Source organism: Faecalicoccus sp. LCP19S3_E2 (assembly GCF_052121255.1).
Classification (GTDB): Bacteria; Bacillota_I; Bacilli_A; order Erysipelotrichales; family Erysipelotrichaceae; genus Faecalicoccus.
On sequence record NZ_JBQKEP010000002.1, the window covers coordinates 185,684 to 206,732 of the forward strand.

24 protein-coding genes are annotated in these 21,049 nt (G+C 39.3%); 21 read left to right on the forward strand and 3 right to left on the reverse strand.

Translation table 11 applies throughout. The features are described 5' to 3' along the window. Nucleotides 1-30: 30 nt before the first annotated feature. Entirely contained in the window at nucleotides 31-882 is an 852-nt protein-coding gene (gene rnhC, locus ACTQX6_RS02815; protein ID WP_117447129.1) for a ribonuclease HIII, read from the reverse strand. A gap of 164 nt (nucleotides 883-1,046) precedes the next feature. On the opposite strand from rnhC, the gene ACTQX6_RS02820 reads away from it, so the two are divergent. The 16 genes from ACTQX6_RS02820 to ACTQX6_RS02895 all read left to right on the forward strand — a co-directional run bounded on the left by ACTQX6_RS02820 (nucleotide 1,047) and on the right by ACTQX6_RS02895 (nucleotide 14,584). Further along, a complete protein-coding gene (locus ACTQX6_RS02820; RefSeq protein ID WP_441657228.1) occupies nucleotides 1,047-1,475 on the forward strand; it encodes a hypothetical protein in 429 nt (142 codons plus the stop codon). A 318-nt stretch (nucleotides 1,476-1,793) separates the two neighbouring features. Further along, nucleotides 1,794-1,970, forward strand: coding sequence for a hypothetical protein (locus ACTQX6_RS02825; RefSeq protein ID WP_181965685.1), 177 nt, complete (start codon nucleotides 1,794-1,796; stop codon nucleotides 1,968-1,970). Between the two features lie 192 nt (nucleotides 1,971-2,162). Further along, entirely contained in the window at nucleotides 2,163-2,687 is a 525-nt protein-coding gene (locus ACTQX6_RS02830) for a CvpA family protein (protein WP_117447229.1), read from the forward strand. Between the two features lie 4 nt (nucleotides 2,688-2,691). Further along, on the forward strand, nucleotides 2,692-5,010 hold the full coding sequence (locus ACTQX6_RS02835) for an endonuclease MutS2 (protein WP_117447228.1): 2,319 nt from the start codon (nucleotides 2,692-2,694) through the stop codon (nucleotides 5,008-5,010). A gap of 17 nt (nucleotides 5,011-5,027) precedes the next feature. After that, nucleotides 5,028-6,794 carry an excinuclease ABC subunit UvrC gene (gene uvrC / locus ACTQX6_RS02840; RefSeq protein ID WP_117447227.1) on the forward strand — a complete coding sequence of 589 codons (1,767 nt, stop codon included), beginning with the start codon at nucleotides 5,028-5,030 and terminating at the stop codon, nucleotides 6,792-6,794. Between the two features lie 25 nt (nucleotides 6,795-6,819). Continuing rightward, the gene (locus ACTQX6_RS02845) at nucleotides 6,820-7,854 is read left to right on the forward strand and encodes a M15 family metallopeptidase (protein WP_294687477.1); all 1,035 of its coding nucleotides are present in this window, start codon (nucleotides 6,820-6,822) and stop codon (nucleotides 7,852-7,854) included. 5 nt (nucleotides 7,855-7,859) lie between these two features. Next, nucleotides 7,860-8,333, forward strand: coding sequence for a metallophosphoesterase (locus tag ACTQX6_RS02850; RefSeq protein WP_022789818.1), 474 nt, complete (start codon nucleotides 7,860-7,862; stop codon nucleotides 8,331-8,333). A 67-nt stretch (nucleotides 8,334-8,400) separates the two neighbouring features. After that, nucleotides 8,401-8,925: a hypothetical protein gene (locus ACTQX6_RS02855; protein ID WP_117447225.1), complete on the forward strand. Its 525-nt coding sequence runs from the start codon at nucleotides 8,401-8,403 to the stop codon at nucleotides 8,923-8,925. A 2-nt stretch (nucleotides 8,926-8,927) separates the two neighbouring features. After that, entirely contained in the window at nucleotides 8,928-9,269 is a 342-nt protein-coding gene (locus ACTQX6_RS02860; RefSeq protein WP_117447224.1) for a hypothetical protein, read from the forward strand. Between the two features lie 55 nt (nucleotides 9,270-9,324). Next, on the forward strand, nucleotides 9,325-10,260 hold the full coding sequence (locus ACTQX6_RS02865; RefSeq protein WP_117447223.1) for a type I phosphomannose isomerase catalytic subunit: 936 nt from the start codon (nucleotides 9,325-9,327) through the stop codon (nucleotides 10,258-10,260). A 146-nt stretch (nucleotides 10,261-10,406) separates the two neighbouring features. Beyond that, the gene (locus ACTQX6_RS02870; protein WP_117447222.1) at nucleotides 10,407-10,832 is read left to right on the forward strand and encodes a PTS sugar transporter subunit IIA; all 426 of its coding nucleotides are present in this window, start codon (nucleotides 10,407-10,409) and stop codon (nucleotides 10,830-10,832) included. Nucleotides 10,833-10,865: 33 nt separating this feature from the next. Then, a complete protein-coding gene (locus ACTQX6_RS02875) occupies nucleotides 10,866-11,357 on the forward strand; it encodes a PTS sugar transporter subunit IIB (protein ID WP_022789813.1) in 492 nt (163 codons plus the stop codon). A 43-nt stretch (nucleotides 11,358-11,400) separates the two neighbouring features. Then, complete coding sequence (locus ACTQX6_RS02880; RefSeq protein ID WP_117447221.1) at nucleotides 11,401-12,240, forward strand: PTS sugar transporter subunit IIC; 840 nt, start codon at nucleotides 11,401-11,403, stop codon at nucleotides 12,238-12,240. A 2-nt stretch (nucleotides 12,241-12,242) separates the two neighbouring features. Next, nucleotides 12,243-13,085: a PTS system mannose/fructose/sorbose family transporter subunit IID gene (locus ACTQX6_RS02885; RefSeq protein ID WP_117447220.1), complete on the forward strand. Its 843-nt coding sequence runs from the start codon at nucleotides 12,243-12,245 to the stop codon at nucleotides 13,083-13,085. 79 nt (nucleotides 13,086-13,164) lie between these two features. Then, nucleotides 13,165-13,473, forward strand: coding sequence for a hypothetical protein (locus ACTQX6_RS02890; protein WP_117447219.1), 309 nt, complete (start codon nucleotides 13,165-13,167; stop codon nucleotides 13,471-13,473). 121 nt (nucleotides 13,474-13,594) lie between these two features. Then, nucleotides 13,595-14,584 carry an IS30 family transposase gene (locus tag ACTQX6_RS02895; protein ID WP_117446916.1) on the forward strand — a complete coding sequence of 330 codons (990 nt, stop codon included), beginning with the start codon at nucleotides 13,595-13,597 and terminating at the stop codon, nucleotides 14,582-14,584. A 35-nt stretch (nucleotides 14,585-14,619) separates the two neighbouring features. On the opposite strand, the gene ACTQX6_RS02900 is transcribed toward ACTQX6_RS02895, so the two are convergent. Continuing rightward, complete coding sequence (locus tag ACTQX6_RS02900) at nucleotides 14,620-15,579, reverse strand: beta-1,6-N-acetylglucosaminyltransferase (RefSeq protein WP_117447218.1); 960 nt, start codon at nucleotides 15,577-15,579, stop codon at nucleotides 14,620-14,622. A 110-nt stretch (nucleotides 15,580-15,689) separates the two neighbouring features. Here ACTQX6_RS02900 and ACTQX6_RS02905 point away from each other — a divergent pair, with 110 nt between their 5' ends. The 3 genes from ACTQX6_RS02905 to ACTQX6_RS02915 are packed head-to-tail and all read left to right on the forward strand — an operon-like array spanning nucleotide 15,690 to nucleotide 18,724. Next, nucleotides 15,690-16,244, forward strand: a complete 555-nt coding sequence (locus ACTQX6_RS02905; protein ID WP_117447217.1) for a glucose-6-phosphate isomerase family protein — start codon at nucleotides 15,690-15,692, stop codon at nucleotides 16,242-16,244. Nucleotide 16,245: 1 nt separating this feature from the next. Beyond that, on the forward strand, nucleotides 16,246-17,985 hold the full coding sequence (locus ACTQX6_RS02910; RefSeq protein WP_117447216.1) for a class I mannose-6-phosphate isomerase: 1,740 nt from the start codon (nucleotides 16,246-16,248) through the stop codon (nucleotides 17,983-17,985). Between the two features lie 10 nt (nucleotides 17,986-17,995). Continuing rightward, the gene (locus tag ACTQX6_RS02915; RefSeq protein WP_117447215.1) at nucleotides 17,996-18,724 is read left to right on the forward strand and encodes a GntR family transcriptional regulator; all 729 of its coding nucleotides are present in this window, start codon (nucleotides 17,996-17,998) and stop codon (nucleotides 18,722-18,724) included. 15 nt (nucleotides 18,725-18,739) lie between these two features. Here the strand turns inward: ACTQX6_RS02915 and ACTQX6_RS02920 are convergent, their stop codons facing one another. After that, nucleotides 18,740-19,180: a DUF3284 domain-containing protein gene (locus ACTQX6_RS02920; RefSeq protein ID WP_181965684.1), complete on the reverse strand. Its 441-nt coding sequence runs from the start codon at nucleotides 19,178-19,180 to the stop codon at nucleotides 18,740-18,742. Between the two features lie 210 nt (nucleotides 19,181-19,390). Between ACTQX6_RS02920 and ACTQX6_RS02925 the strand changes: the two genes are divergently transcribed. After that, nucleotides 19,391-20,377, forward strand: coding sequence for a nucleoside hydrolase (locus ACTQX6_RS02925; RefSeq protein ID WP_259295370.1), 987 nt, complete (start codon nucleotides 19,391-19,393; stop codon nucleotides 20,375-20,377). Continuing rightward, on the forward strand, nucleotides 20,374-20,943 hold the full coding sequence (locus ACTQX6_RS02930) for an ECF transporter S component (protein WP_117447212.1): 570 nt from the start codon (nucleotides 20,374-20,376) through the stop codon (nucleotides 20,941-20,943). The genes ACTQX6_RS02925 and ACTQX6_RS02930 overlap by 4 nt, the downstream gene beginning before the upstream one ends. The last annotated feature ends 106 nt before the right edge of the window (nucleotides 20,944-21,049 follow it).

Genomic DNA, 21,049 nt, shown 5'->3' on the forward strand with positions numbered 1-21,049 from the left:
GTTAAAACTCTGTTAAATGATAAGCAGGTATTAAAGGGTTAAAGCTTTTTCGGTATTCTTAAAGTGTAATTTCGCAACTTTATAGAGTTGGTCTTTACCAAATCTGTTTACAAATTCTCTGGCGCATTGATCTACCTTGGTACCGGCACCTTTTTCAAATCGAAAATCATATTTTGTTTCCATCGCATCCCATGTTTCTAAAAAGGCATTACGGGCCAATATACTGGCACAGGCTACAGAAAGATATTTATTTTCAGCTTTGGTTTCAAAATGAATGTTTGAAATGACCTCTTTTTCGTTTTTTAAATAACGATAGTAACTGTTTTTTTGTACGAACTGATCAATGATTATAAAATCTGGTAGAGTATATCCTTTATGCACTAGATTGACATAGGCTTGATTATGCAGGCGACACTTGAGATCAACCATATTATGAATTTGATGCACTTCGTTGTACTTTGCGTTTTGTACGATCAATATCGAATGTGGGCAAACAGCTTTGATTTCGGGGGCCAGCCTACGAATTTGGTCATCCTTGATTTGTTTGGAATCTTGTATTTTTAAAGAAGATAGTTTTTGTGCTGCTTCTTTTGAAACGATACAGGCAGCTACCACAACCGGGCCAAAATAGTCACCGGTTCCTACTTCATCGCTTCCTGCCTGGGGATACGTATTTTTCTCAGATTCTGTTTCTTCCATCCAGGAGAGGTCCTGTCCCTGAAACACAACTTTACCGCTGGTATAAGCTGTAATGGTCATAGAATCGGTTTTAATTTGATAATAGGTATAATCTGGTTTCGTTTCTTTTACGATATGAGAGGATAGCTTTTGTCTTAAATCCAGTATTTCCTGTTTTGTCATTTTTTTTGTAAGAGATGCCATAAAATCACCATCATGAGTATATCATAGATTTCTTTATTTATAAAAAGATTCCTATTTAGAAAAAAATTCAACTTTTTTTCATAGTTTTTTGAATTTTTATCGTAACTAATAATAGGAAGGTTTCTAAATTCTATCTATGTGTAACGAAAGAGAGGTGAAAAACGATGGAAGAAAGAAAAGCTTGGGAAGCTTTGTTGAAGGATCCTCAACGATCCTATGATGCCCAGTGCAAGAAGATCCTGTCTTTAAAAAAGACCTTAGCTTATCTCTATAAAGAGTGCTTATCCGAATACAGGGATCTTTCCTTAAAAGAGATTTATGACCGGCTGGATACGGATCCAACATCGAATAAAGTGGTCAGCCAAAATGTAGAGGATCTCAAGATGCCTGACAGTAAGGTTTGCTATGACCTGCTGTTTAAGCTTGCCCATCCAAAGGATCCAAAAAGAAGACTCTGGATCGATATGGAACCGCAGGGAATCGACCCGGGAAAAGATGTCCTGTATCATCGAGGGTTCTACTATGTCTGCCGACTGATCGACGGACAAAGAAACGATTTACAGGGGATGCATATGCGGATATGCACAAAGTGATTTCTTTTTGGATCTGTTTGAGGCATCCTAGGTACAAAGATAACAAACTCTACCGATATTATGTAGAGGAGAATCGAATAACGGGAAAGGGCAAAACAAAACGAAGAGGTAAGGATACGATGGAAGTATTGATCCTGTATCCCCGGAGACGATATCGATACGATTTCTACTGAAGAGATCCTAAAGCGCCCCAGGGATGTGATGGAGTTCATATAGCTGATCTTTCTGTCAAACAGGAAGGCGGAGCAGATCCTGGAAATCCTAGAGAAGAAATATGATACACTATTAGAAAAAGAGGAAGAGAAGGAGGTCAGAAAGATGTGTACGTTTAGTGAGGCGTTGATCGAGAAAAGCGAACTGAGAGGAAAGGCAAATAGTGTTCTACAATTGGTCAAAAATCATATTGCATCCAATATTGAGCAGGCAATGGATATGTTGTCAGTGGAACCATCTTCAAGAGAAGATATCATGAAGATTTTAGAACAGAAGCTGTAATGTGACTTTTTATAGATGCTGTTTCATCTAACTAAACCACACTTAACAAAGATAAAATTGTGTTTATCTATTGAATAGAACAAAGCTTAGGGAATCTATATGGGTAAACCCATAAATTCTTTGATGCATTTAGACTTGCAGGATGCAAGTCTTTTTATGTTAGGGATTTGTCAAATGTGATAGAATGATTCTATGGTTTTAGATACAAGTTATTTTGATATTTACAATGTTGTTTTGATAGGGCTTGCCTTATTGATTTTGTTCTTTGCGTATCGCAAAGGCTTTGTTCGTCAATTATTGGATGTCCTGACTTATTTTGGAAGCTTTATACTTGCGATATTGTTGAGTCCGATCATGGCACAGAGATTTCCTTTGTTGGGGCATATTTCTCATTCGGAGATCTTGGCGGCCTTAGATGCTTTGACGATGCATATCGCAAATATTGGCGTATGGTTTTTGTTGTTGTTTTTGGGTCTGCGCATTGTATATCGGATTTTGGTGATCTTATTTCACAAAAAGAAAAAGACGAAGCTTTCGCTCATCAATCATATGCTGGGGTTGGGCTTAGGCATCATCAAAGTCTTGTTGTTGGCGATGACACTATCTCTGGTTTTACGGTTTCCGTTGATTCAATATGGCGATGTATTTGTAGAACATTCTGTTTTATCGTTTACGCAACCGATGATGGAGCGTTTATTCACGTATTGGGAAGGATGAGAACATGCGAAAGGATTTAAGAGCTTATAGAAATGAATTGAATCAGGCAATTGATTTTGATCGTGTATTGGATCAATTTGCGGCTCATACCTCTTTTTCTTTGAGCCGATTACAAATTCAAAACGCCTTGCCGCTACAGGATCGGTATCAGATACAGGAACAGTTAGATTTGGTGCGTGAATCCATCGGATTGTTTCAATCGGGAAGTACACTATCCTTACACGGCTGTCATGATATAGAGCCTGCTGTCAAAAAAGCGGTACGGCAGATGGTCCTGACTCCTCAGGAACTGTTGGAAATTGCTTCTTTTTTAATGGCCTGTCAAAGAGTACAGAATACGCTTCGTGATGAATCGTATGAAAAGCTTGTCGCTTACAGTGAGACCATGCAGACTTGTAAGCCATTGATGACCAAGATTCAGGATTGTATTGATATGTCCGGCTCTGTCAAAGACGATGCTTCTGCTTTGTTGGTACAAAAGCATCAGCAATTAGTGCATGCCAGACAAGCATTGATTAGTCGTTCGCGCGATTTTGTTAAGAAAAACGCATCCAAACTGATGGAAGCTTTGACGACAACCATTGCCGGACGAACCTGTGTCCTTGTGAAGGCTGGTGAAAAGAATGCCTTTGGCGGTATGATCCACGGTCAGTCACAAAGTGGCCTTGCGTTCTATGTAGAGCCATCTTCTTTCGTTTCTTTGAATAATGAAGTGCAGCTGGCTTTATCGCAGATCGAAGAAGAAAAACATCGTATCTGTAAGGAACTCAGTCGGTTGACTGCTTCTTTTGAAGTGGCACTGTTATCGAACTTGGAGACTATGACGATTTTAGACTGCGCTTTTGCCAAAGCGCATTGGGCGATTGAAAAAGATGGCTGTGTTCCTTTGATCCAGACACAGGATCGTTCCATGACTTTAGAATATGCCAGACATCCATTGATCGATGTAAACAAGGTAGTTGCCAATACATACAAGCTTTCAAAAGATCAGCGCGTTTTGATGATCACCGGACCAAATATGGGTGGAAAGACAGTCACCTTAAAGACAATGGGGCTTTGTGTGGCGCTCAGTCATGCCGGCTTTCCGGTTTGTTGTCATCGTGCGGTTTTACCTTATTATCGTTCTGTCTGGTTTGATATCGGTGATCAACAGTCTATTGAAAACAATCTATCGACTTTTTCCAGTCATGTATCTTCTTTGGCGATGATCTGTTCAAAATGTGATCCGTTTTCCTTTATTCTATTGGATGAGATTGGCAATGGTACCGATCCGGCCGAAGGAAGTGCTTTGGCCATTGCGATTTTGGAATATCTGATTCAAAAAAAGGCAACGATCATTACAAGTACGCACTATAATGCCGTAAAATCGTATGGTAAGACGCATGAAAACATTCTTGTCTCCAGCATGCAGTTTGACAAAGAAAGCTTGATGCCGACTTATAAATACTTACCGGGTGTTTCCGGTGCCAGCTATGCGTTTTTCATTGCCCGGCAGTATCATCTGGATCCCTGGATCCTTGATCAGGCCAGGCAGATCAAAGAAAAGACTGAAGATTCTCGAAACAAGGAATTAGAAAAGCTGGAAAAGCTGCAAAACGAAGTGGTTTTAGAAAAAGAGCGTTTCGAAAAGTTGATTCGTGATGCTCATCAGCTACAAAAAGAAGCACAGGAAACCAAAGAGAAATTAGCGCATCGAAAAGAAGTGTTCGAAAAAGAGTATCAGCAGCGACTGGAAGAGCTTCTTATCAAAAAGGAACAAGAAGCGGATGCGTTAATTGAAAAGTTAAATAAAACTACCATGGTACGTCCTCATGAAAAAACACAGTTAATGCACGATCTGGAAGCTTTGCAGCCGGAAGTCAAAGAAAAAGAGGAAAATGATGCCTTTGTTGTCGGTGATTATGTGCAGATTCAGGATTTGAATTCGCATGGAGAAATCATAGAACTTCGTAAAAAAGAAGCGGTTGTTTTGACAAATGGCATGAAAATGAAAGTCAAAACCAATCGTTTAAAGAAGATGAAACGTCCAAGGTTTGAAAAGCCACAGCCAAAGGCGCACAGCGATAAGACTTTTATGCGCGTACCTTTGGAATTGAATATTATCGGGTGTCGCGTAGAAGAAGGGTTACGCAGCATGGATCATTATTTGGATCAATGTGTGGCCCATCACATCAAACAGGTTCGTATCATTCATGGAATGGGAACAGGAAAGCTTAGAAATGCCGTTTGGCAGGATTTGAAAAAACATCCAATGGTCAAAGAATATACCAGTGCCGGCCCCAGTGATGGAGGACTTGGCGCAACAATCATAACATTGAAATAACAGAAGGGAGGAATCTGATGGCTATATCCGAGCTTTTAAAAAATAAACTGGCTTTGTTGCCGGACAAACCTGGCTGTTACATCATGAAGGATAAAAAAGGGCGCATTCTGTATGTCGGTAAGGCAAAAGTATTGAAAAACAGAGTACGAAGCTATTTTCATGGTGTCCATGATAATAAGACAACACGGCTTGTATCCAAAATTTATGATTTTGAATTTATCGTAACCGGAAGTGAAAAGGAAGCTTTACTGTTGGAAATCAATTTGATCAAAAAGAATCATCCGCCGTTTAATATCATGTTCATGGATGATAAAAGTTATCCTTATATCGTTATGACCAGAGAAAAGTATTTTAGCGTTCGCATGACAAGGCAAGTCAAAAATAAGAAAGATGAATACTTTGGTCCATACCCCAGCGCTCAGTCTTGTTTTGATATCGTAAAACTGATCAACCGCTTGTTTCCGGTACGAAAATGTAAGACACTGCCAAAGACACCTTGCCTGTATTATCATATGCATCAATGTCTGGGACCTTGTTTTCAGGAAATTGATCTTGAGGAAAATGAAAGATATCGCAAACAGATTCGTAAGTTTCTTCAGGGAGATGCCAAGGAGATCATTGATAAAGTCAAAGCGGACATGGAAAAGGCTTCTTTAAATCTGGAGTTTGAAAAAGCACAGGAATATTATGAGATTCTGCAGTCCATTGATCATGTAATGGAAAAACAAACGATTGATTTTAAGGATCAGAAAGTACGGGATGTGTTTGGATTTTATGCCGATAAAGGATATATTTCTCTACAAGGCTTCTTTATTCGCAATGGAAAGCTTTTAGAAAGAACCCTGGCAATTCAGGAATTATATGAAGATGAAATGGATGCGTTTATCAGTTTTATCGTGCAATACTATCAAGATAATATGGTGCCATCGGAAATCTTGGTGCCGCAAGGTGTTCCAGTCGATCTTTTAGAGGATCTTTTACAAACACATGTGCGCATCCCAATTCGCGGAAATAAAAAAGCATTAGTGGACATGGTACAAAAAAATGCGAAAGAGGCACATGATCAAAAATTTGAACTGGCTTTGCGACGGGAACAGGAGCTGGAGCAGGCCAATCAGCGTTTGAGTGATTTGTTTCATAAAGACATCCACACGGTTGAGATCTTTGATAACTCGCATATTCAAGGGGCCTTCAATGTCAGTGCTCTAGTCGTTTATGAGGATGGTAAACCAGATAAAAGCCAGTATCGCCATTATAAACTGGATACGTATCGAAGTGATGTTGACAGCATGAAAGAAGTATTATATCGCCGCTATTTTCGGTTGTTGAGTGAAGATAAAGAATTTCCTGATTTATTGCTTGTGGATGGTGGTCGCCAACAAATTGAAGCGGCCAAAGAAATCAAGGAAGCCTTAGACTTGCCTTTAACGATTGCCGGTCTTGTCAAAGATGATAAGCATACGACAAGGGCTTTGATGGATGAATCGTTTCAGGAAATGGCACTGGATAAAAAAGAACCACTGTTTTTTCTTTTGACACGTATGCAGGATGAAGTGCATCGATATGTCATTACCTATCATAGAAAGCTTCGTGGGCAGGCCATGACGCGCTCGGCCCTGGATACGATCGAGGGGGTTGGTCCTAAACGTAAGAAGGAATTATTAAAGCACTTTAAAAGCATGAAGCAGATTCGTCAGGCATCTGTCGAACAATTGGAAGAGGTTTTGCCCAAAGCGGTGGCAAAGAGCGTATATGAGGCGTTTCATTCCGTAAATGATTCATGATATAATAGCCGAAGAGGTAAAGCTTGTGCAAAATAAAAAAACGAACATAGAAGCAAGAGTGATTCTGATCTTGATTTGTTTAGGCGTATTTTGCGGTTGTTTCTGGGTTATGAACCAAACCTATGATCCTTTGGCGCGCTATCCTTATGCGACCGATGAAAACCGCGATATACTTCTACAATATTTAGATAGTGAAGATATCGATTACATTATCTCCAATCAGATTCGACCGGAGGAATTTATTGAATTTATTGATGAAGAAGGCTTTAATATCCGCTATTGTCGTCTGTATTACACGGCAGCCAAGACGCAGGCACAATCCAATGCCTACATCGTCAATTTTGTGAACCGCTTCCGTCAACATTTTTCGGCAAATACGCTGAAAACCTTGTTGGAGCATTATTCGTATGTGGATCTGACGACCTTTTATGAAAACGAGGGGATTCGGCAGCAGCCTTTAAAGCTGGTAGCCGATCCCAGCCAGATGTTTGTGATTCTGAATGCGGATACCTCTGTTTATAAATATGCTCCGTTAAATCTGGTACAGACAGGCTCGCTGTCACTGCATGAAAATGTGGCCCAGGCCTGGGAACGGATGGAAAATGCGTATCAGTCGATGTTAGGGAGTGATGCATTTTTAGGACTGATCAAAGGTTATACGCCATATGATCAAGTCTTTACCGAATATACGACATTGAGTCAAACCAATCCGGAGCGTGTGGATCAGGTGTATCTACCGGCCGGGCAAAACGAGTTTCAACTGGGCTTTACCACTGGTTTACAGGGATACCAGGAATGGATCAATGGACTACTGGCACAGGAAACGGTCGATTATGCTGCATTAAAGGAAGGGCTGGAGGAAAGCCTGAAGGTCAAGATCAGCTGGTTGGAAGAGAATGCTTACCGATATGGCTTTGTGATTCGTTATCCGCAGGATAAGGAGTCTGTAACAGGGCATTTATATAATCCGTTTTTATTGCGCTATGTCGGCACAGAGAATGCCAGAGCCATGCAGGAAAACAATAAGGTCATGGAAGAGATGAAATTGAGTGAGGAATAAGACAGATGCAGATCGTAATAGTGAGTGATACGCATTCGCAAAATGAAATTTTGGAATGTCTGGAGAAAAAATATAAGGATGCCTATGCCTATATCCATTGTGGGGACTTGGAAGACGATCCGCGCTTTTATCCCAATTGGCTGATTGTCAAAGGCAATAACGATTACTATGGAAAATTTAGAGAAGATTTTCGAATTCGTGTAGGAAGTCATCGGATTTATGTGACACATTCTCATCGTTGTTCTTACTTGTATCGCGAACAAAATTTGGTTCGGCTGGCTAAGGAATACGGCTGCGATATCGTGTGCTATGGACATACGCATGTCTCCAAGATCAAACAGGTAGAAGATGTTCTTTTGATCAATCCAGGTTCAGCCAGACTACCTAGGGATGGAAAATCCCCAAGCTATGCCCTGTTAGAGATTGATGGCGATAAGGTTGAAGCTAAGATCATTTATCAGGAAGATTGGGATTTTTAAATAAAGGGGTAGGTTCACTTATACTTTCGTTGTATAATACGAACAAGTTGTTTAGGAGAGAAAAGATATGGATAGTGGAGTACTTTCGGTCGTTGTGACCTTGGTCCTGATCGGTTTTGGGATCTATGAGCTGTATAACGGAATCAAACAGTTGGTGATTCATCACAAAAATAAACAGGAATATATGGAAAACCATGCGAAGAAATATGAGTTTTTTGAGGAGTACAAGCTTTGGTTTGCCATCTATGTTTTAGTGGCTGTCGCAAGCTTTGCGGCTGCCTGTTATCAGATGTTTGCCAGAAATGACGGGATGTATGCGATTGGTTTCTGGGTGCTTTGTGCCTGCTGTATCAGCTTTGCACTGGATTGCCTTGTCAAAAGAAGAGCATGGTTTTATGAAGATGGTTTCTTCTATGAGAAAAAATATTATCGTTATCGCAGTGTCATCAATGTTTCAAAGACAAATAAACTGCGTCCGGGCTTCAATGTGAGCTTTTCGAAAGATCCTTCAATGGTCGTCACCCGCAAGATGGCTTTAAAGATCAAAGAAAAGATGCAGGAAGCAAAAGAAAATAAGAAGAAGAGGAAGTAAGTATGGCAAAACGAGACAATAATGTACGTAAAACGGCAGCACGAATCATCATGGATACGTTTATCAAACGAAAGGCGACATCACCGGAAAAAGCCATTCCGATCGAAGAATTTAAAGATGTAAAGTTATCAACTTCGGTCATTTCTTATACGATTGCCAATTTCATGGAAGATGAAGTCGTGTATAAAACCGGTGATGATCGGTATTACTTCTCACAGGAAAACTGGAAAAAGTTGGAAAAGAAAGTAACACGTGGCTATTGGGTCATGGTAGCTATTCCGGTTGTTTGTTTAGTGGCCGTTTTATTGTTGCGACACATCAATGATTTAATGGGACTATTTTGATTCATTGACACAAACATTATAATGTTATAATGTATCTGTGAAAGAGGTGAATAGGATGTATCCAATACAATTAAAACCCATCTATGATAAAACAATCTGGGCCAATGACAAATTAACAAGTCTTCGTCATATTGAGGAAGAAGGCTATGGTACATGCTGGGAGATCAGTGCCCATTCATATTGTACCAATGAAGTGATCAATGGAATCTATAAAGGAAAGACATTGATGGAGCTGATTCAGGAAAAACCAAAAGAAATGTTGGGAGAGGTGCCTTTTGAAAAGATGCTTCGACTGGCTTATCTGGATGCCAAAGAGGATCTTTCCATTCAGGTTCATCCATATAACAGCTATGCTCTGGAACATGAAAACGATTTAGGGAAAACAGAATCCTGGTATGTTTTGGATGCCAAACCGGGTGCAACCTTAGTGGCAGGTACGACAACCAGGGATAAAAGCATTATTCAAAAAGCCGTGGAGGAAGAAAATTTAGAGCCTTGTCTTCGTAAGGTAGATATCGAAGCCGGTGATTTTATCTTGATTCCTGCCGGGATGTTACATGCGTTAGGCGCCGGTATCTTTGCGATTGAGATCGGTACCAACTCCAATACAACGTATCGTTTTTATGATTATAACCGCGTAGATGCCAAAGGGAACAAAAGAGAATTACATTTAAAGAAAAGCTTTGATGTAGCTGATTTTTCGCTTCAATCACAAAAAATCAGTAATCCGTATATGGAAGGACAACACAAGATATTGGTGGATTGTGATGAATTCGTAGTGGAACTGTATGATGTCAAAGACACTTTGACTTTAGATACAGAGGGGAAAAAGTTTCATACCCTGACATTTGTACAAGGGGATGCAAAGATTCTTTATGGACAGAACAGCTTGTCGGTTAAGTACACAGAAAACGTGTTTATTCCCGCCAGCCTAGGGTCTTATACGATCCAGGGTCATGGAAGAGTTTTGGTGGCTTATTCAAAGATATAAATAAATACAATCATCATCATTAAATGCTTTGTAGTGGCTCTTTAAAATGAATTGAAAAATGTGATTTTATGTGATAATATTAGTTCGTTAAATAGAGCTGTGTAAGGGCTTTAAAAAGATGCCGATTCAGGCAGAAGGAGAAAATCATGAAATATGTAGTTATGGTTAGTCATGGTGAATTTGCACCGGGTCTTCATAGTGCCGTAAAGATGATGACAGGTGACAGAGACGACGTATTAAGCACTTCTTTAAAGGATGGAATGAGTGCTGATCAGTTTGCCGAAAACTTCCGTGAACTGGTATCCGGTTTCACCAGTGATGATGAAGTAATCTTGTTGGCTGATATCCTAAGTGGATCTCCATTTACAAATGCGTTAAGCGTATTGGATGAAAAAGGCTTATTGGCAAATACATTGGTAATTGCCGGTATGAATATGCCTTGTGCCATTTCTGCCGTATTGATGAAAGACAATATGGATAGAGATGCCTTGAAAGAAACCTTACTAAGCGAAGGTCGTGCCGGACTTTGTGAGTTCGTAACAGAGTCAAATGACGATGATGATGATCTATAAGAGGTCATATCATAAATTAAAGGAGGAATTATAATGATTAGTTTTGTTCGAGTGGATGATCGTATCATTCATGGTCAGATCGTTACACGCTGGTCTAAAGAGTACCCATGTGACGGAATCATTGCGGTTAATGACAAAGCCGCTACTACACCTGTTTTGAAACAGTCTTTCAAAGCAAGTACAGACAAAAAAGTATTTGTTTGGACAATGGAACACTTCCTGGAAAAAGCAGATGATGTTCTGAAGAGTTCTAAGAAGTATTTCCTGATCACAAAGAACCCTGTTGACATGAAGAAGATCCTTGTAGACCACGGATTTGTTCCAAGTGATGTAAAACAGGTTGTAATCGGTCCTTGTAATGACCGTCCAGGCGCTATCAAATTAGGATCAAACCAGTCTTTGATTCCAGAAGAAGCAGAAGCCTGTGAAGCTATGACAAATGCTGGATACGATGTATATTTCGCATTGTTAAGAGAAACAGCTATCGGATCATGGCCAAAATTCAGATCTAAATTCGGTTACTAATTGGGAGTAGTACTGAGTTAGATAAATAAAAAGGAGAGAAAGTATGACATTTTTTCAAGCAGCTTTAATTGGTATTATGAGCTGTACTGCAGCCAGTACCATTGCTTGTTTGGGAACAACCGTTGGTAACTATACATTGAACCGTCCATTGGTTGCATCCCTTATCGTTGGAATCATCCTTGGTGACGTTCAGGGATGTATTCTGGTTGGTATCCCAATGCAGATTATGTGGATCGCGCTGGTAACTCCAGGTGGAACTGTTGCATCTGACTTACGTGCCGTTTCTTACATTGGTATTCCATTGGCTTATGTTGGTGCCAAAGCAGCTGGAATGGAATTCGGCGGTGCAGACGCTCAAGGTCTTGCCGGTACGATTTCTGCCATGACGGGTGTTATCGGTATCACATTGTTCTACGGAACAGCTATGATGAACTTGATCTGGCAGCACATTGGTTGGGCACAGCTGGACAAAGGAAACATGGAAATCGTTGGTAAAGTAGACTGCTTATTCCCATTGATTTCTCACTTTGTATTGTCTTTCTTGCCATGTACATTATTGTGCTACTATGGTTCAGGTGCCGTTCAAGAATTGTTCTCATATCTGGATACAAGTGTATGGTACGTTAAGGCCTTATTAACAGTAGGTTCTGTATTGCCGGCTGTAGGTATCGCCATTTTGTTAAAATCAGTTATTTCCAAACCAACAGATCTGATTTTCTTCGTATTTGGTTTTGCATTGGCTGCTTCAATGGGTCTGACATTGTTAGCCGCTACAGCTGTTGGTGCTGTATTCGCATTGATCAACTACCAGTTAATGATGATGAAAGCCGGAGGCGTTGCAACTGCAGCTGCTTCTGATGACGATGATGAGGAGGATATTTAGTTATGAAAAAGATTTCAAAACAAACATTAAATAAATCCTTCTGGCGTTGGTGGTATGGAAACCTGACAGGTTTCTCTCAAGAACACATGCAGACATTTGGTTATATGTGGGCTATGCTTCCTATCATCAAAGAACTGTATGAAACTCGTGAAGAACAACAGGAAAAATTAACAACTTACTACCCATTCTTCAACACAGAACCTCAGATTGGTGCCATGGTTGTTGGTATCACTGCTGGTTTGGAAGAAGCTCGTGCTAATGGTGCCGAAGCTATCGATGATGAAATGATCAACGGTATCCGTGCCGGTCTGATGGGACCTTTGGCAGGTATCGGTGACTCACTGATCGTTGGTACTTATATTCCTATCTTATTAGGTATTGCTGTTGGTTTGGCAGAAGGTGGATCTGCTATTGGTCCTCTGTTCTATATCGTTGTATGGAACATCACTTCTACCTGGTTCCAGAAATTTGTTTATGACAAAGGTTATGAATTAGGTGGATCTGCTGTTGAACTTATCGTTGGTCAGCAAGCTACTGCATTCCGTGAATCTGTAATCGTTATGGGTCAGGTTATCGTTGGTGCTATGGCTGCCAGCTGGGTTAATGTATCATCAAGTGTACAGATTGCTACGAACTCTGAAGGTAAACCAGTTATGCTGATTGACCAGTTAAACGGTGCTTTCCCTAAGATTTTAACAATGGCCTTTGTTTTGTTGGCCTGGTTCTTAATGGCTAAGAAGAACATGTCTCCAATCAAAGTATTATTACTGTTCGTTGTTATCGCCATTGTTGGTAACATCATCGGTAGTGATATCTTGTTCGGATTCGGTTCTTTGATCGGATAAGCTATTCGAAAAGGACACTTTCAAGATCATCCCTTTCTCCCAAGAGGGATGATTTTGTTTATTGGTAAAGGAGCGCAGAATGAGAAAAAAAGAGCGAGAAGATTTAAAAAATGAGATTGCTTATAGAAATATGATGACAAAGAAATTAGGACGCTCAATGAAAATGTTCTTTTTTATCTTTCTATTATTTGCCGCTATTGCGATTTGGGGATTTTCAGGATTGCATGATAACTTTTTAACTGTCAGTGCTTCGGTACGCGATGTGTTAAAATGGATCGGCTTAGTTTTAGGAATTGTTTTCGGTGCATTGACACTGATGTATTTTTTAAGCTTTCAAAATTCAAAAAAATATACATTATCTTTGATCGATAAGCTCCAGAAAAAATAACTGGTGCTTTTTTTTATGTCTTGAATTTACAATTTAAGTGCAACACTAAAAAAAGTGGAACATAGATGCCTCATGATACACTAATGGTGACCAAACCAAGTGAATCAGGAGGATTATATCTATGAACCACTATCATCATCTTACTATAGAAGAAAGAGAAATGATACTGAGTTATTCCGCAAAAGGAATTTCAATTTGTAAAATCAGTAAAATACTTAATCGAAACAAATCTACTGTATCTAGAGAACTGAAAAGAAATGCTTTCGATGAACAATACAGTCCTTCAAAAGCTCAGGCAGCTTATTTTAAAAGACGGAACCATTGCGGAAGAAAGAAAATTTTAGATAATCCAATCTATTATGAGTGGGTTCACAATCGATTTTTAGACCATCAATGGTCTCCTGAAGAGATTGCTGGAAGACTGGAATATGAAAAAACTGATTGGTCAATTAGTTACAATACCATTTATCGAGCTATTTATTCCGGTATGTTTGACGAAAAGAATCTATCACATGGTAATCGTGGGTCAATCCGAAAACTGAGACATAGAGGTAAATCGCGGCATACAAAAACATATGTTGAAAAGCGTGGGAAGATCCAGATTACTAATGAACTGAAGGATCGCCCAGAAGAAGCTAATAATCGTTTGCGCCTTGGAGATTGGGAGGGTGATACGGTTGCAGGCATAAATGGGAAAGCTTGTCTGGTAACATACGTGGATAGAAGGAGTCGATTTCTAAAGTGTACAAAAATAAAAAAGAAAAAAAGTTGCCACGTAAAAGAAGCAACAATCAAGCTTCTTAAAAATGAACCCTTGTGCACAATAACACCAGACCGTGGAAAAGAATTCTCTTCGCATGCAGAAATAACCGAAGAGTTAAATCAAGTCCAATTTTATTTCCCGTATCCCCAACACCCATGGGATAGAGGAACAAATGAAAATACAAATGGATTATTAAGGGAGTATTTTCCTAAAGGAATGGACATAACAGACATTCCAGAAGAGTATATTCAAGAAAAAGTAGATGAACTGAATAAACGTCCCAGAAAATGTTTAGGATATAAAACACCATATGAAGTGTATTATTCGGAAACGTTGCACTTAATTTGACAATTCAAGGTTTAAAAAAGAAGACAGCCGTCTTCTTAGTCTTGTCTATTCTCTTTTGCCTTTTTCAATGAATCTAATAATAGAGATGGATCGATAAAAGTCTTTTCTTTTTCTTCTTCTATCTCATTGATTGAAGAATTATAAATATCGAAATAATCCTGATAAAGATCCAGGTTATCTTCAGCTGTGATCTTAGCACCGAATAATGCTTCCGGATGACTCGCAATCAATTCCGCGTTAATTGGCTTTGCCCCGGAGCTTGCCTGCCAGTCTCCCTCTGGTCCTACTAATCGATAGTCATTATTGATGTGATCATCGGCACGATCAGTATAGATGAATTTTTCCATCATCATAGGAATATACATTTCTTCCGGATACCAGGCCATCTTAAAGGTATTGGATACATACTCAAAGTGGACAACAAGTTTTTTTACCGTTTCATTGGACAACATAAACCATGGACTTCCAATCTGATAGGCATCTTCCACTTTTCTCTTTAAACCCAGTTTAGAAAATAAGACCGCATTTCCTCTTGTCAGTCCCCGAATAAATTTGCTGGTGGGGAAGGCTAAAAGGTTTGTGAACATGTAATAACGATCTGCCTTCTTTTTTAATTCCGGCGTTTCTTTTGATGCCACATAATAATAATCTTTACCGGGGTTCTTCTCTAAAAATTCAACAATTTCTTTTCGGCTCTTTAATGGCATCATACCATCGGTCAAATTGATAAAATAATCGAATTGATCGTATTCCAGAGCTTCCTTCATTTGTATGATCGTACCCCTTGCCAGTGATAAATCACCTTCCTGTGCAAATTCCTGTGTATGGGAAATATGAACTCTTGGATGATCAGCAAATACAAAAGCGACTTTATCTCTTAAATCATTGTCATTAATCATGATAAAGGCATGATCGTTTTGTTTGACAAGCTGGTTCAATGTCTCAATAACTTCATCATAGTCTCTTTCCGAATGAATCAAATAGGCTATTTTCATACTGTTTACCACCTTTTACAAAGGGTATTATATCATAAAATGAAAAGGTTCAAAGACAAACTCATTGACTTAAACATTATAATGTTATAATCTTTGTATAGGAGGAGTTTATGAAGATCACAGAAGCAAAATGGATAGAAGATTTCAAAGAGGGAAAGATTAACGGAGAAACGGTTGAAGTTTCCTATAAGACGTATGAACAGGCAAAATCATTTTATGCCAAAGAAGGTGCGTCTTTACCAGATAATACTTTGATGTACACGGTCTATACTTGTCATACAAGAAATGATCATACGCAAAATCTAAACTGGGGATTAACAGTTATGGAACCGGTTTGTGTAGCACAAGAATGTAATGTGACAAGAGGTCATTTTCATGAAGATGAGCAGTGTGATGAAATCTATGTTTGTCAAAAAGGAGAAGGACTTCTACTATTGATGGATGAAAAGGGACAATGTCATGCCGAAAAGATGAGGGAAGGAAGTATTCATCATATTGATGGTGCTTTTGCGCATCGACTTGTCAATACATCCGATTCCAAGCTGGAAGTCATGTGTTGTTGGCCAATCAATGCCGGACACGATTATAAACGTGTGGAAAATATGCCTTTTTCTGTTCGTGTATTTAAGGAAGATGGCAAAATAACGATAAAGGAGAATAATTAAGATGAGCTATTTAAATTTTGAATCAAAATATGACAAGTTTCCAAAAACGAAAATAAAAAATCATAAGGCCATTCGCGGCTACGATGCGATCTATGAGGAATTGTCTTCCAAGATCAAAGAGAATGATACATTGGTATTTGATTATTACCCAGGTGTTGATGAAGAAGAAGTGATGCAGCTGATTCATCGTTTTGATGCTTCTTGTTTGATTGCCAGCTATGATTTATTTAAGGAAGAAGCCGTCATTACAGAACAGATGAAATACCATCTAACAGAGGATCGTGTGTTCGGAAAGATGTATTACGGCGATTTTATAGATTTTATCGATGAAGATAAATTGAAGGAAGCTCAGGAAAAGGTTCAACAAGCCAACGGTTTGACCATCGTATATGGTGTAGGGGCCTCTTTAGTGACGACTGGTGATATTCTGGTGTATTTTGATATGGCTAGATGGGAAATCCAGCTGCGTTATCGAAAAGGGATGACCAATTATAAAACCAACAATCCGGATGAAGATATTTTACGTAAGTATAAAAGAGCTTATTTTATTGAATGGCGTATTGCGGATAAACATAAGGCAAGACTTTTTGAAAAATTCGATTATGTCATAGATACGAATAAACAGAATGATCCAAAGATGATTACCGGACAAGCATTCTGTGACAGTCTGGCACAATTGGCTACGAGACCGTTTAGAACCGTTCCTTATTTTGATCCAGGTGTATGGGGCGGACAATGGATGAAAGAAGTTTGTCATCTGGATAAGAAACAAAAGAATTTCGCATGGAGTTTTGATGGTGTACCGGAAGAAAACAGCATTCTTTTTGATTATGATGGTGTTGTCGTAGAACTGCCGTGTATGGATTTGGTGTTGTATCAGCCAAAGGCACTGTTAGGGGAACAGATTTATGCTCGGTTTGGGGCAGAATTCCCAATTCGTTTTGACTTTTTGGATACGATGGGTGGTCAAAATCTTTCTTTACAGGTACATCCGGTCACAGAATATATCAAAAAGAATTTTGGGATGACTTATACACAGGATGAAAGCTACTATATCTTAGATGCCGGTGAAGGCGCCTGCGTTTATCTGGGGTTAAAAGAAAACATCGATAAAGAACAGATGATCAAAGATCTGCGTAAAGCGCAAAAGGGAGAGATCGTATTCGATACCGAAAAATACATCAATAAATTTCCGGCAAAAAAACATGATCATTTCTTAATTCCGGCCGGTACTTGTCATTGTTCCGGAAACAATGCGATGGTCCTGGAAATCAGTGCTACACCTTATATCTTTACTTTCAAGCTTTGGGATTGGGAGCGTTTAGGATTGGATGGAAAACCACGCCCGGTTCATGTAGAGCATGGTAAAGAAGTTATTCAATGGTATCGTACAACTCCTTGGGTCAAAGAGAATCTGGTCAATGCGGTTTATGAAGTCAAAGAAGAAGCAAACGATTGTAAGGTGGAGCATACCGGCCTTCATGCCCTGGAATTTATTGAAACCAGACGTTATACAACGGATCATATTACAAATCATGATACACAGGGAACGGTTCATGTGTTAAACTTAATTGACGGTAAAGAGGCAATCGTGGAAAGTCCGGATCATGCCTTTGAACCATTTGTCGTGCATTATGCCGAAACCTTCATCATTCCGGCTCAGGTAGGAGCCTACACGATTCGACCTTATGGCGAAAGTGAGAATGAGGAAATCAAACTGATTAAAGCCTACGTACGTTAGGAGGAATCTTATGAATATTGACAGAGAGTCGCTTCCTCTCTATCTGCAAGTCAAGATGACACTAAAGGAAGAGATAGAAAATGGTAAATATCCTCGGGGCAGCTTAATTCCCGCCGAGCCTCAGCTGGAAAAGATCTTTCATGTCAGTCGAATTACGATTCGACAGGCTATTACCGAATTGGAAGCGGAAGGTTATGTCAAAAAAGCACGGGGAAGAGGGACTACCGTCACTTACAGCTCACGTATCAATGAAAGTGCCAATGCGATTCGCAGCTTCACAACTGAAATTTTGGAACGTAAGATGAAACCGGGGACATCATATGTCACGCTAAAAAAGATGAAACCATCTAAGAGCATTCAAGATATGTTGGAGTTGGAAGCTAAAGAAGATGTTTATCAGTTGATTCGTATTCGTACGGCCAACGATAAACCGATCGTTCTTTTTGAAACTTATATTCCAGGACATCTTGAATTATCGATGGATCCAAAAGCTTTTGAGGATTCAATGTATGATCAATTTGAAAAAGCGAATATTGGAAAACCGAGCGTGATCAAAGAAACATTTTCCAGTATGTTGGCCGATATGGCATTGTCCAAAGCTCTTCATATCAGCAAAGGAAGCCCGATTTTAAAGCGTATTCGTCTGTCGTTAAACGATCGTAACGAACCCATCGAATATACGATTTCTTATTACGATGGCCAAACATACGAGTATTCGATTGAATTACATCAAAGATAAAAAGGAAAAGAGAAATCAACTTTCTTCCGGTTGATTTCTCTTTTTAATGAGATAGGCTTCCACATCATGAAGTCTTTTCTTTAACTTTCTTTCCAGGATCATTTTCTTGAGTCCCTGAAATTCTAATTCTTTGTGGTTGGCATCAAAGTTAGATTCTATATAAGTCACTTCACATTTTTGATCATCGATCGGCTTCAACTTGTATTCGGTAGCACTGGAAACCGATGCCGATGAGTAGGTCGTTCGAATATGTTCCGGTTCTTTTAAATGTGTTACTTTGACCTTTGTCTTTTCCTGCTGCTTGCCTGTTGTCTTCATGTTTGTTTTATAGGATGTGCCTTCTTTGACTTCTTTGCCGGAGGCACTATCGGCCAACTCTAAATTGGCCTGAATGCTGGAAACGACAAAGTCATAGAATTCCTGAGCACTAACCTTTAGCGTTACTTGAATCTGCATAATAAACACTCCATTCCTAGTCAATATCATATCATGGTTCGACTTAGATTTCAGTATGTCATTTGATTTCAATGCGGGAATATGGTATAAATGAAGAAACTGGTTTTTATGTTCCTCCCAGTATAATAATAGGCGACAGACAGAAAATTTCTTTTTTTGTGTGGTTTTGTCTAGGGAGGCAAAACTTTTTTTATGCAAAGGAGAGATAGCTTGAAACGAAAAGTTATATTGGATTGTGATCCGGGAATTGATGATAGTTTGGCGATCATGTTGGCTTTATCCAGTTCAGAAATCGAAGTGATCGGCATTACGGTTGTTGCAGGAAATGCTCCGGTAGTGATGGGATATCAAAACGCCAAAAAAGTGCTTAAACATATGGGGCGTCTAGATATTCCTGTATATATAGGGGAAGAAAAGCCTTTGATCAAAGACTTTGTGAATGCTTTGGATACGCATGGCAGTGATGGTCTGGGAGAAAGCTTTTTACAACAGGTCATTGATCAACCACCTTTAAAAAGTGCTGTTGATTTTTTCCGGGAAAGCTTACACGAGCAGTCGGTTTCTGTGATCGCATTAGGGCCTTTGACCAATCTGGCTAAGCTGATTGAAGCTGATGTTTCTGCTTTTGCCAAGATCGAACAGCTTGTGTCGATGGGCGGCAGTTATAAAGCGCATGGTAACTGTTCGCCGGTTGCCGAATATAATTACTGGGAGGATCCGGAAGCAGCACACATCGTTTTTCAACAAATGAAGAAACTGCATAAGAAAATTCATATGGTTGGGCTGGATGTAACCAGAAAGATCGTTTTGACACCGACTTTGTTAGAGTATATTAAGAGGTTGGATGAAAAACAGGGTGAATTTATTTCCAAGATCACCAAGTTTTATTTTGATTTTCATTGGCATTGGGAACACATTATTGGCTGTGTGATCAATGATCCTTTAGCGGTAGCTTATTTCTTAAAGCCTGATCTTTGCCAAGGCTTTGAAGCTTATACAGATATTGAAACGCAGGGGATTGCCCGAGGACAAAGTATAGTCGATGCCTATGATTTCTACAAAGAAGAAAAGAATGTATATATTTTGACTAGTGTAGAGGTGAAAGAATTCTTTTATTTCTTTCTTGAGCGCATACTACATTTAAAACGAGAAGAGCTTTCGTATTTGGAAGAAATCTTTAAGGGAGAAACCGCATGAAAAAAACAAATTCAGTCTATAAAATTTGTTTGATTGCATTAGCGGTCGTGATCAATATCATAGGAGGAAATATCGCCCTTTGGCTTCACCTTCCTATTTATTTAGACAGCATGGGTACCATCTTGATAGCAATTTTATTAGGGCCGTTTTATGGAATGCTTCCTAACGTATTAAGCGGTTTTATCTTTGGTCTGACAACGGACATCTATTCTCTGTATTATGCACCGGTAGGGATCATGCTTGGATTTATGACCGGTATGATCGTAAAAGATCAAAAGAAGAGATCTATAGGTTCTCTTGCCCTGCAGGCTTTGTGGATCAGTATTCCGGTTTCTTTGTTAAGTGCCTGTATTACAGCGGCTTTGTTTGGCGGAATTACTTCATCCGGCTCTACAGTCCTTGTGCAACTATTGGCCAAAACACCATTAGGGTTGATGGGAAGCTGTTTTGTGGTACAGTTTGTAACAGATTATATAGATCGTTTGGTTAGTTTATGGCTTATGATGATGGTAATTCAAAAGCTTCCATTATCAATTCTTATGCGATTTCAGCAAAATAGGGTATAGCGAGCTTGAAAGGCTCGTTTTTATTAGATTTTATACAAATTTAAGGTTGTACTTTAAATTCGTATAAAATTGAGAGAAAGAATGATTGAGCGTATTTCTATGAGAA

Bases quoted from the DNA above. Each gene is read 5' to 3' on its own strand.
- ACTQX6_RS02860 (WP_117447224.1), top strand. From the start codon at position 8,928: ATGGCAAAACGAGACAATAATGTACGTAAAACGGCAGCACGAATCATC.
- ACTQX6_RS02910 (WP_117447216.1), top strand. From the start codon at position 16,246: ATGAGCTATTTAAATTTTGAATCAAAATATGACAAGTTTCCAAAAACG.
- ACTQX6_RS02875 (WP_022789813.1), top strand. From the start codon at position 10,866: ATGATTAGTTTTGTTCGAGTGGATGATCGTATCATTCATGGTCAGATC.
- ACTQX6_RS02905 (WP_117447217.1), top strand. From the start codon at position 15,690: ATGAAGATCACAGAAGCAAAATGGATAGAAGATTTCAAAGAGGGAAAG.
- ACTQX6_RS02870 (WP_117447222.1), top strand. From the start codon at position 10,407: ATGAAATATGTAGTTATGGTTAGTCATGGTGAATTTGCACCGGGTCTT.
- ACTQX6_RS02885 (WP_117447220.1), top strand. From the start codon at position 12,243: ATGAAAAAGATTTCAAAACAAACATTAAATAAATCCTTCTGGCGTTGG.
- ACTQX6_RS02930 (WP_117447212.1), top strand. From the start codon at position 20,374: ATGAAAAAAACAAATTCAGTCTATAAAATTTGTTTGATTGCATTAGCG.
- ACTQX6_RS02865 (WP_117447223.1), top strand. From the start codon at position 9,325: ATGTATCCAATACAATTAAAACCCATCTATGATAAAACAATCTGGGCC.
- ACTQX6_RS02915 (WP_117447215.1), top strand. From the start codon at position 17,996: ATGAATATTGACAGAGAGTCGCTTCCTCTCTATCTGCAAGTCAAGATG.
- ACTQX6_RS02850 (WP_022789818.1), top strand. From the start codon at position 7,860: ATGCAGATCGTAATAGTGAGTGATACGCATTCGCAAAATGAAATTTTG.
- ACTQX6_RS02825 (WP_181965685.1), top strand. From the start codon at position 1,794: ATGTGTACGTTTAGTGAGGCGTTGATCGAGAAAAGCGAACTGAGAGGA.
- ACTQX6_RS02855 (WP_117447225.1), top strand. From the start codon at position 8,401: ATGGATAGTGGAGTACTTTCGGTCGTTGTGACCTTGGTCCTGATCGGT.
- ACTQX6_RS02820 (WP_441657228.1), top strand. From the start codon at position 1,047: ATGGAAGAAAGAAAAGCTTGGGAAGCTTTGTTGAAGGATCCTCAACGA.
- uvrC (WP_117447227.1), top strand. From the start codon at position 5,028: ATGGCTATATCCGAGCTTTTAAAAAATAAACTGGCTTTGTTGCCGGAC.
- ACTQX6_RS02830 (WP_117447229.1), top strand. From the start codon at position 2,163: ATGGTTTTAGATACAAGTTATTTTGATATTTACAATGTTGTTTTGATA.
- ACTQX6_RS02920 (WP_181965684.1), bottom strand. From the start codon at position 19,180: ATGCAGATTCAAGTAACGCTAAAGGTTAGTGCTCAGGAATTCTATGAC.
- ACTQX6_RS02880 (WP_117447221.1), top strand. From the start codon at position 11,401: ATGACATTTTTTCAAGCAGCTTTAATTGGTATTATGAGCTGTACTGCA.
- ACTQX6_RS02890 (WP_117447219.1), top strand. From the start codon at position 13,165: ATGAGAAAAAAAGAGCGAGAAGATTTAAAAAATGAGATTGCTTATAGA.
- ACTQX6_RS02895 (WP_117446916.1), top strand. From the start codon at position 13,595: ATGAACCACTATCATCATCTTACTATAGAAGAAAGAGAAATGATACTG.
- rnhC (WP_117447129.1), bottom strand. From the start codon at position 882: ATGGCATCTCTTACAAAAAAAATGACAAAACAGGAAATACTGGATTTA.
- ACTQX6_RS02835 (WP_117447228.1), top strand. From the start codon at position 2,692: ATGCGAAAGGATTTAAGAGCTTATAGAAATGAATTGAATCAGGCAATT.
- ACTQX6_RS02900 (WP_117447218.1), bottom strand. From the start codon at position 15,579: ATGAAAATAGCCTATTTGATTCATTCGGAAAGAGACTATGATGAAGTT.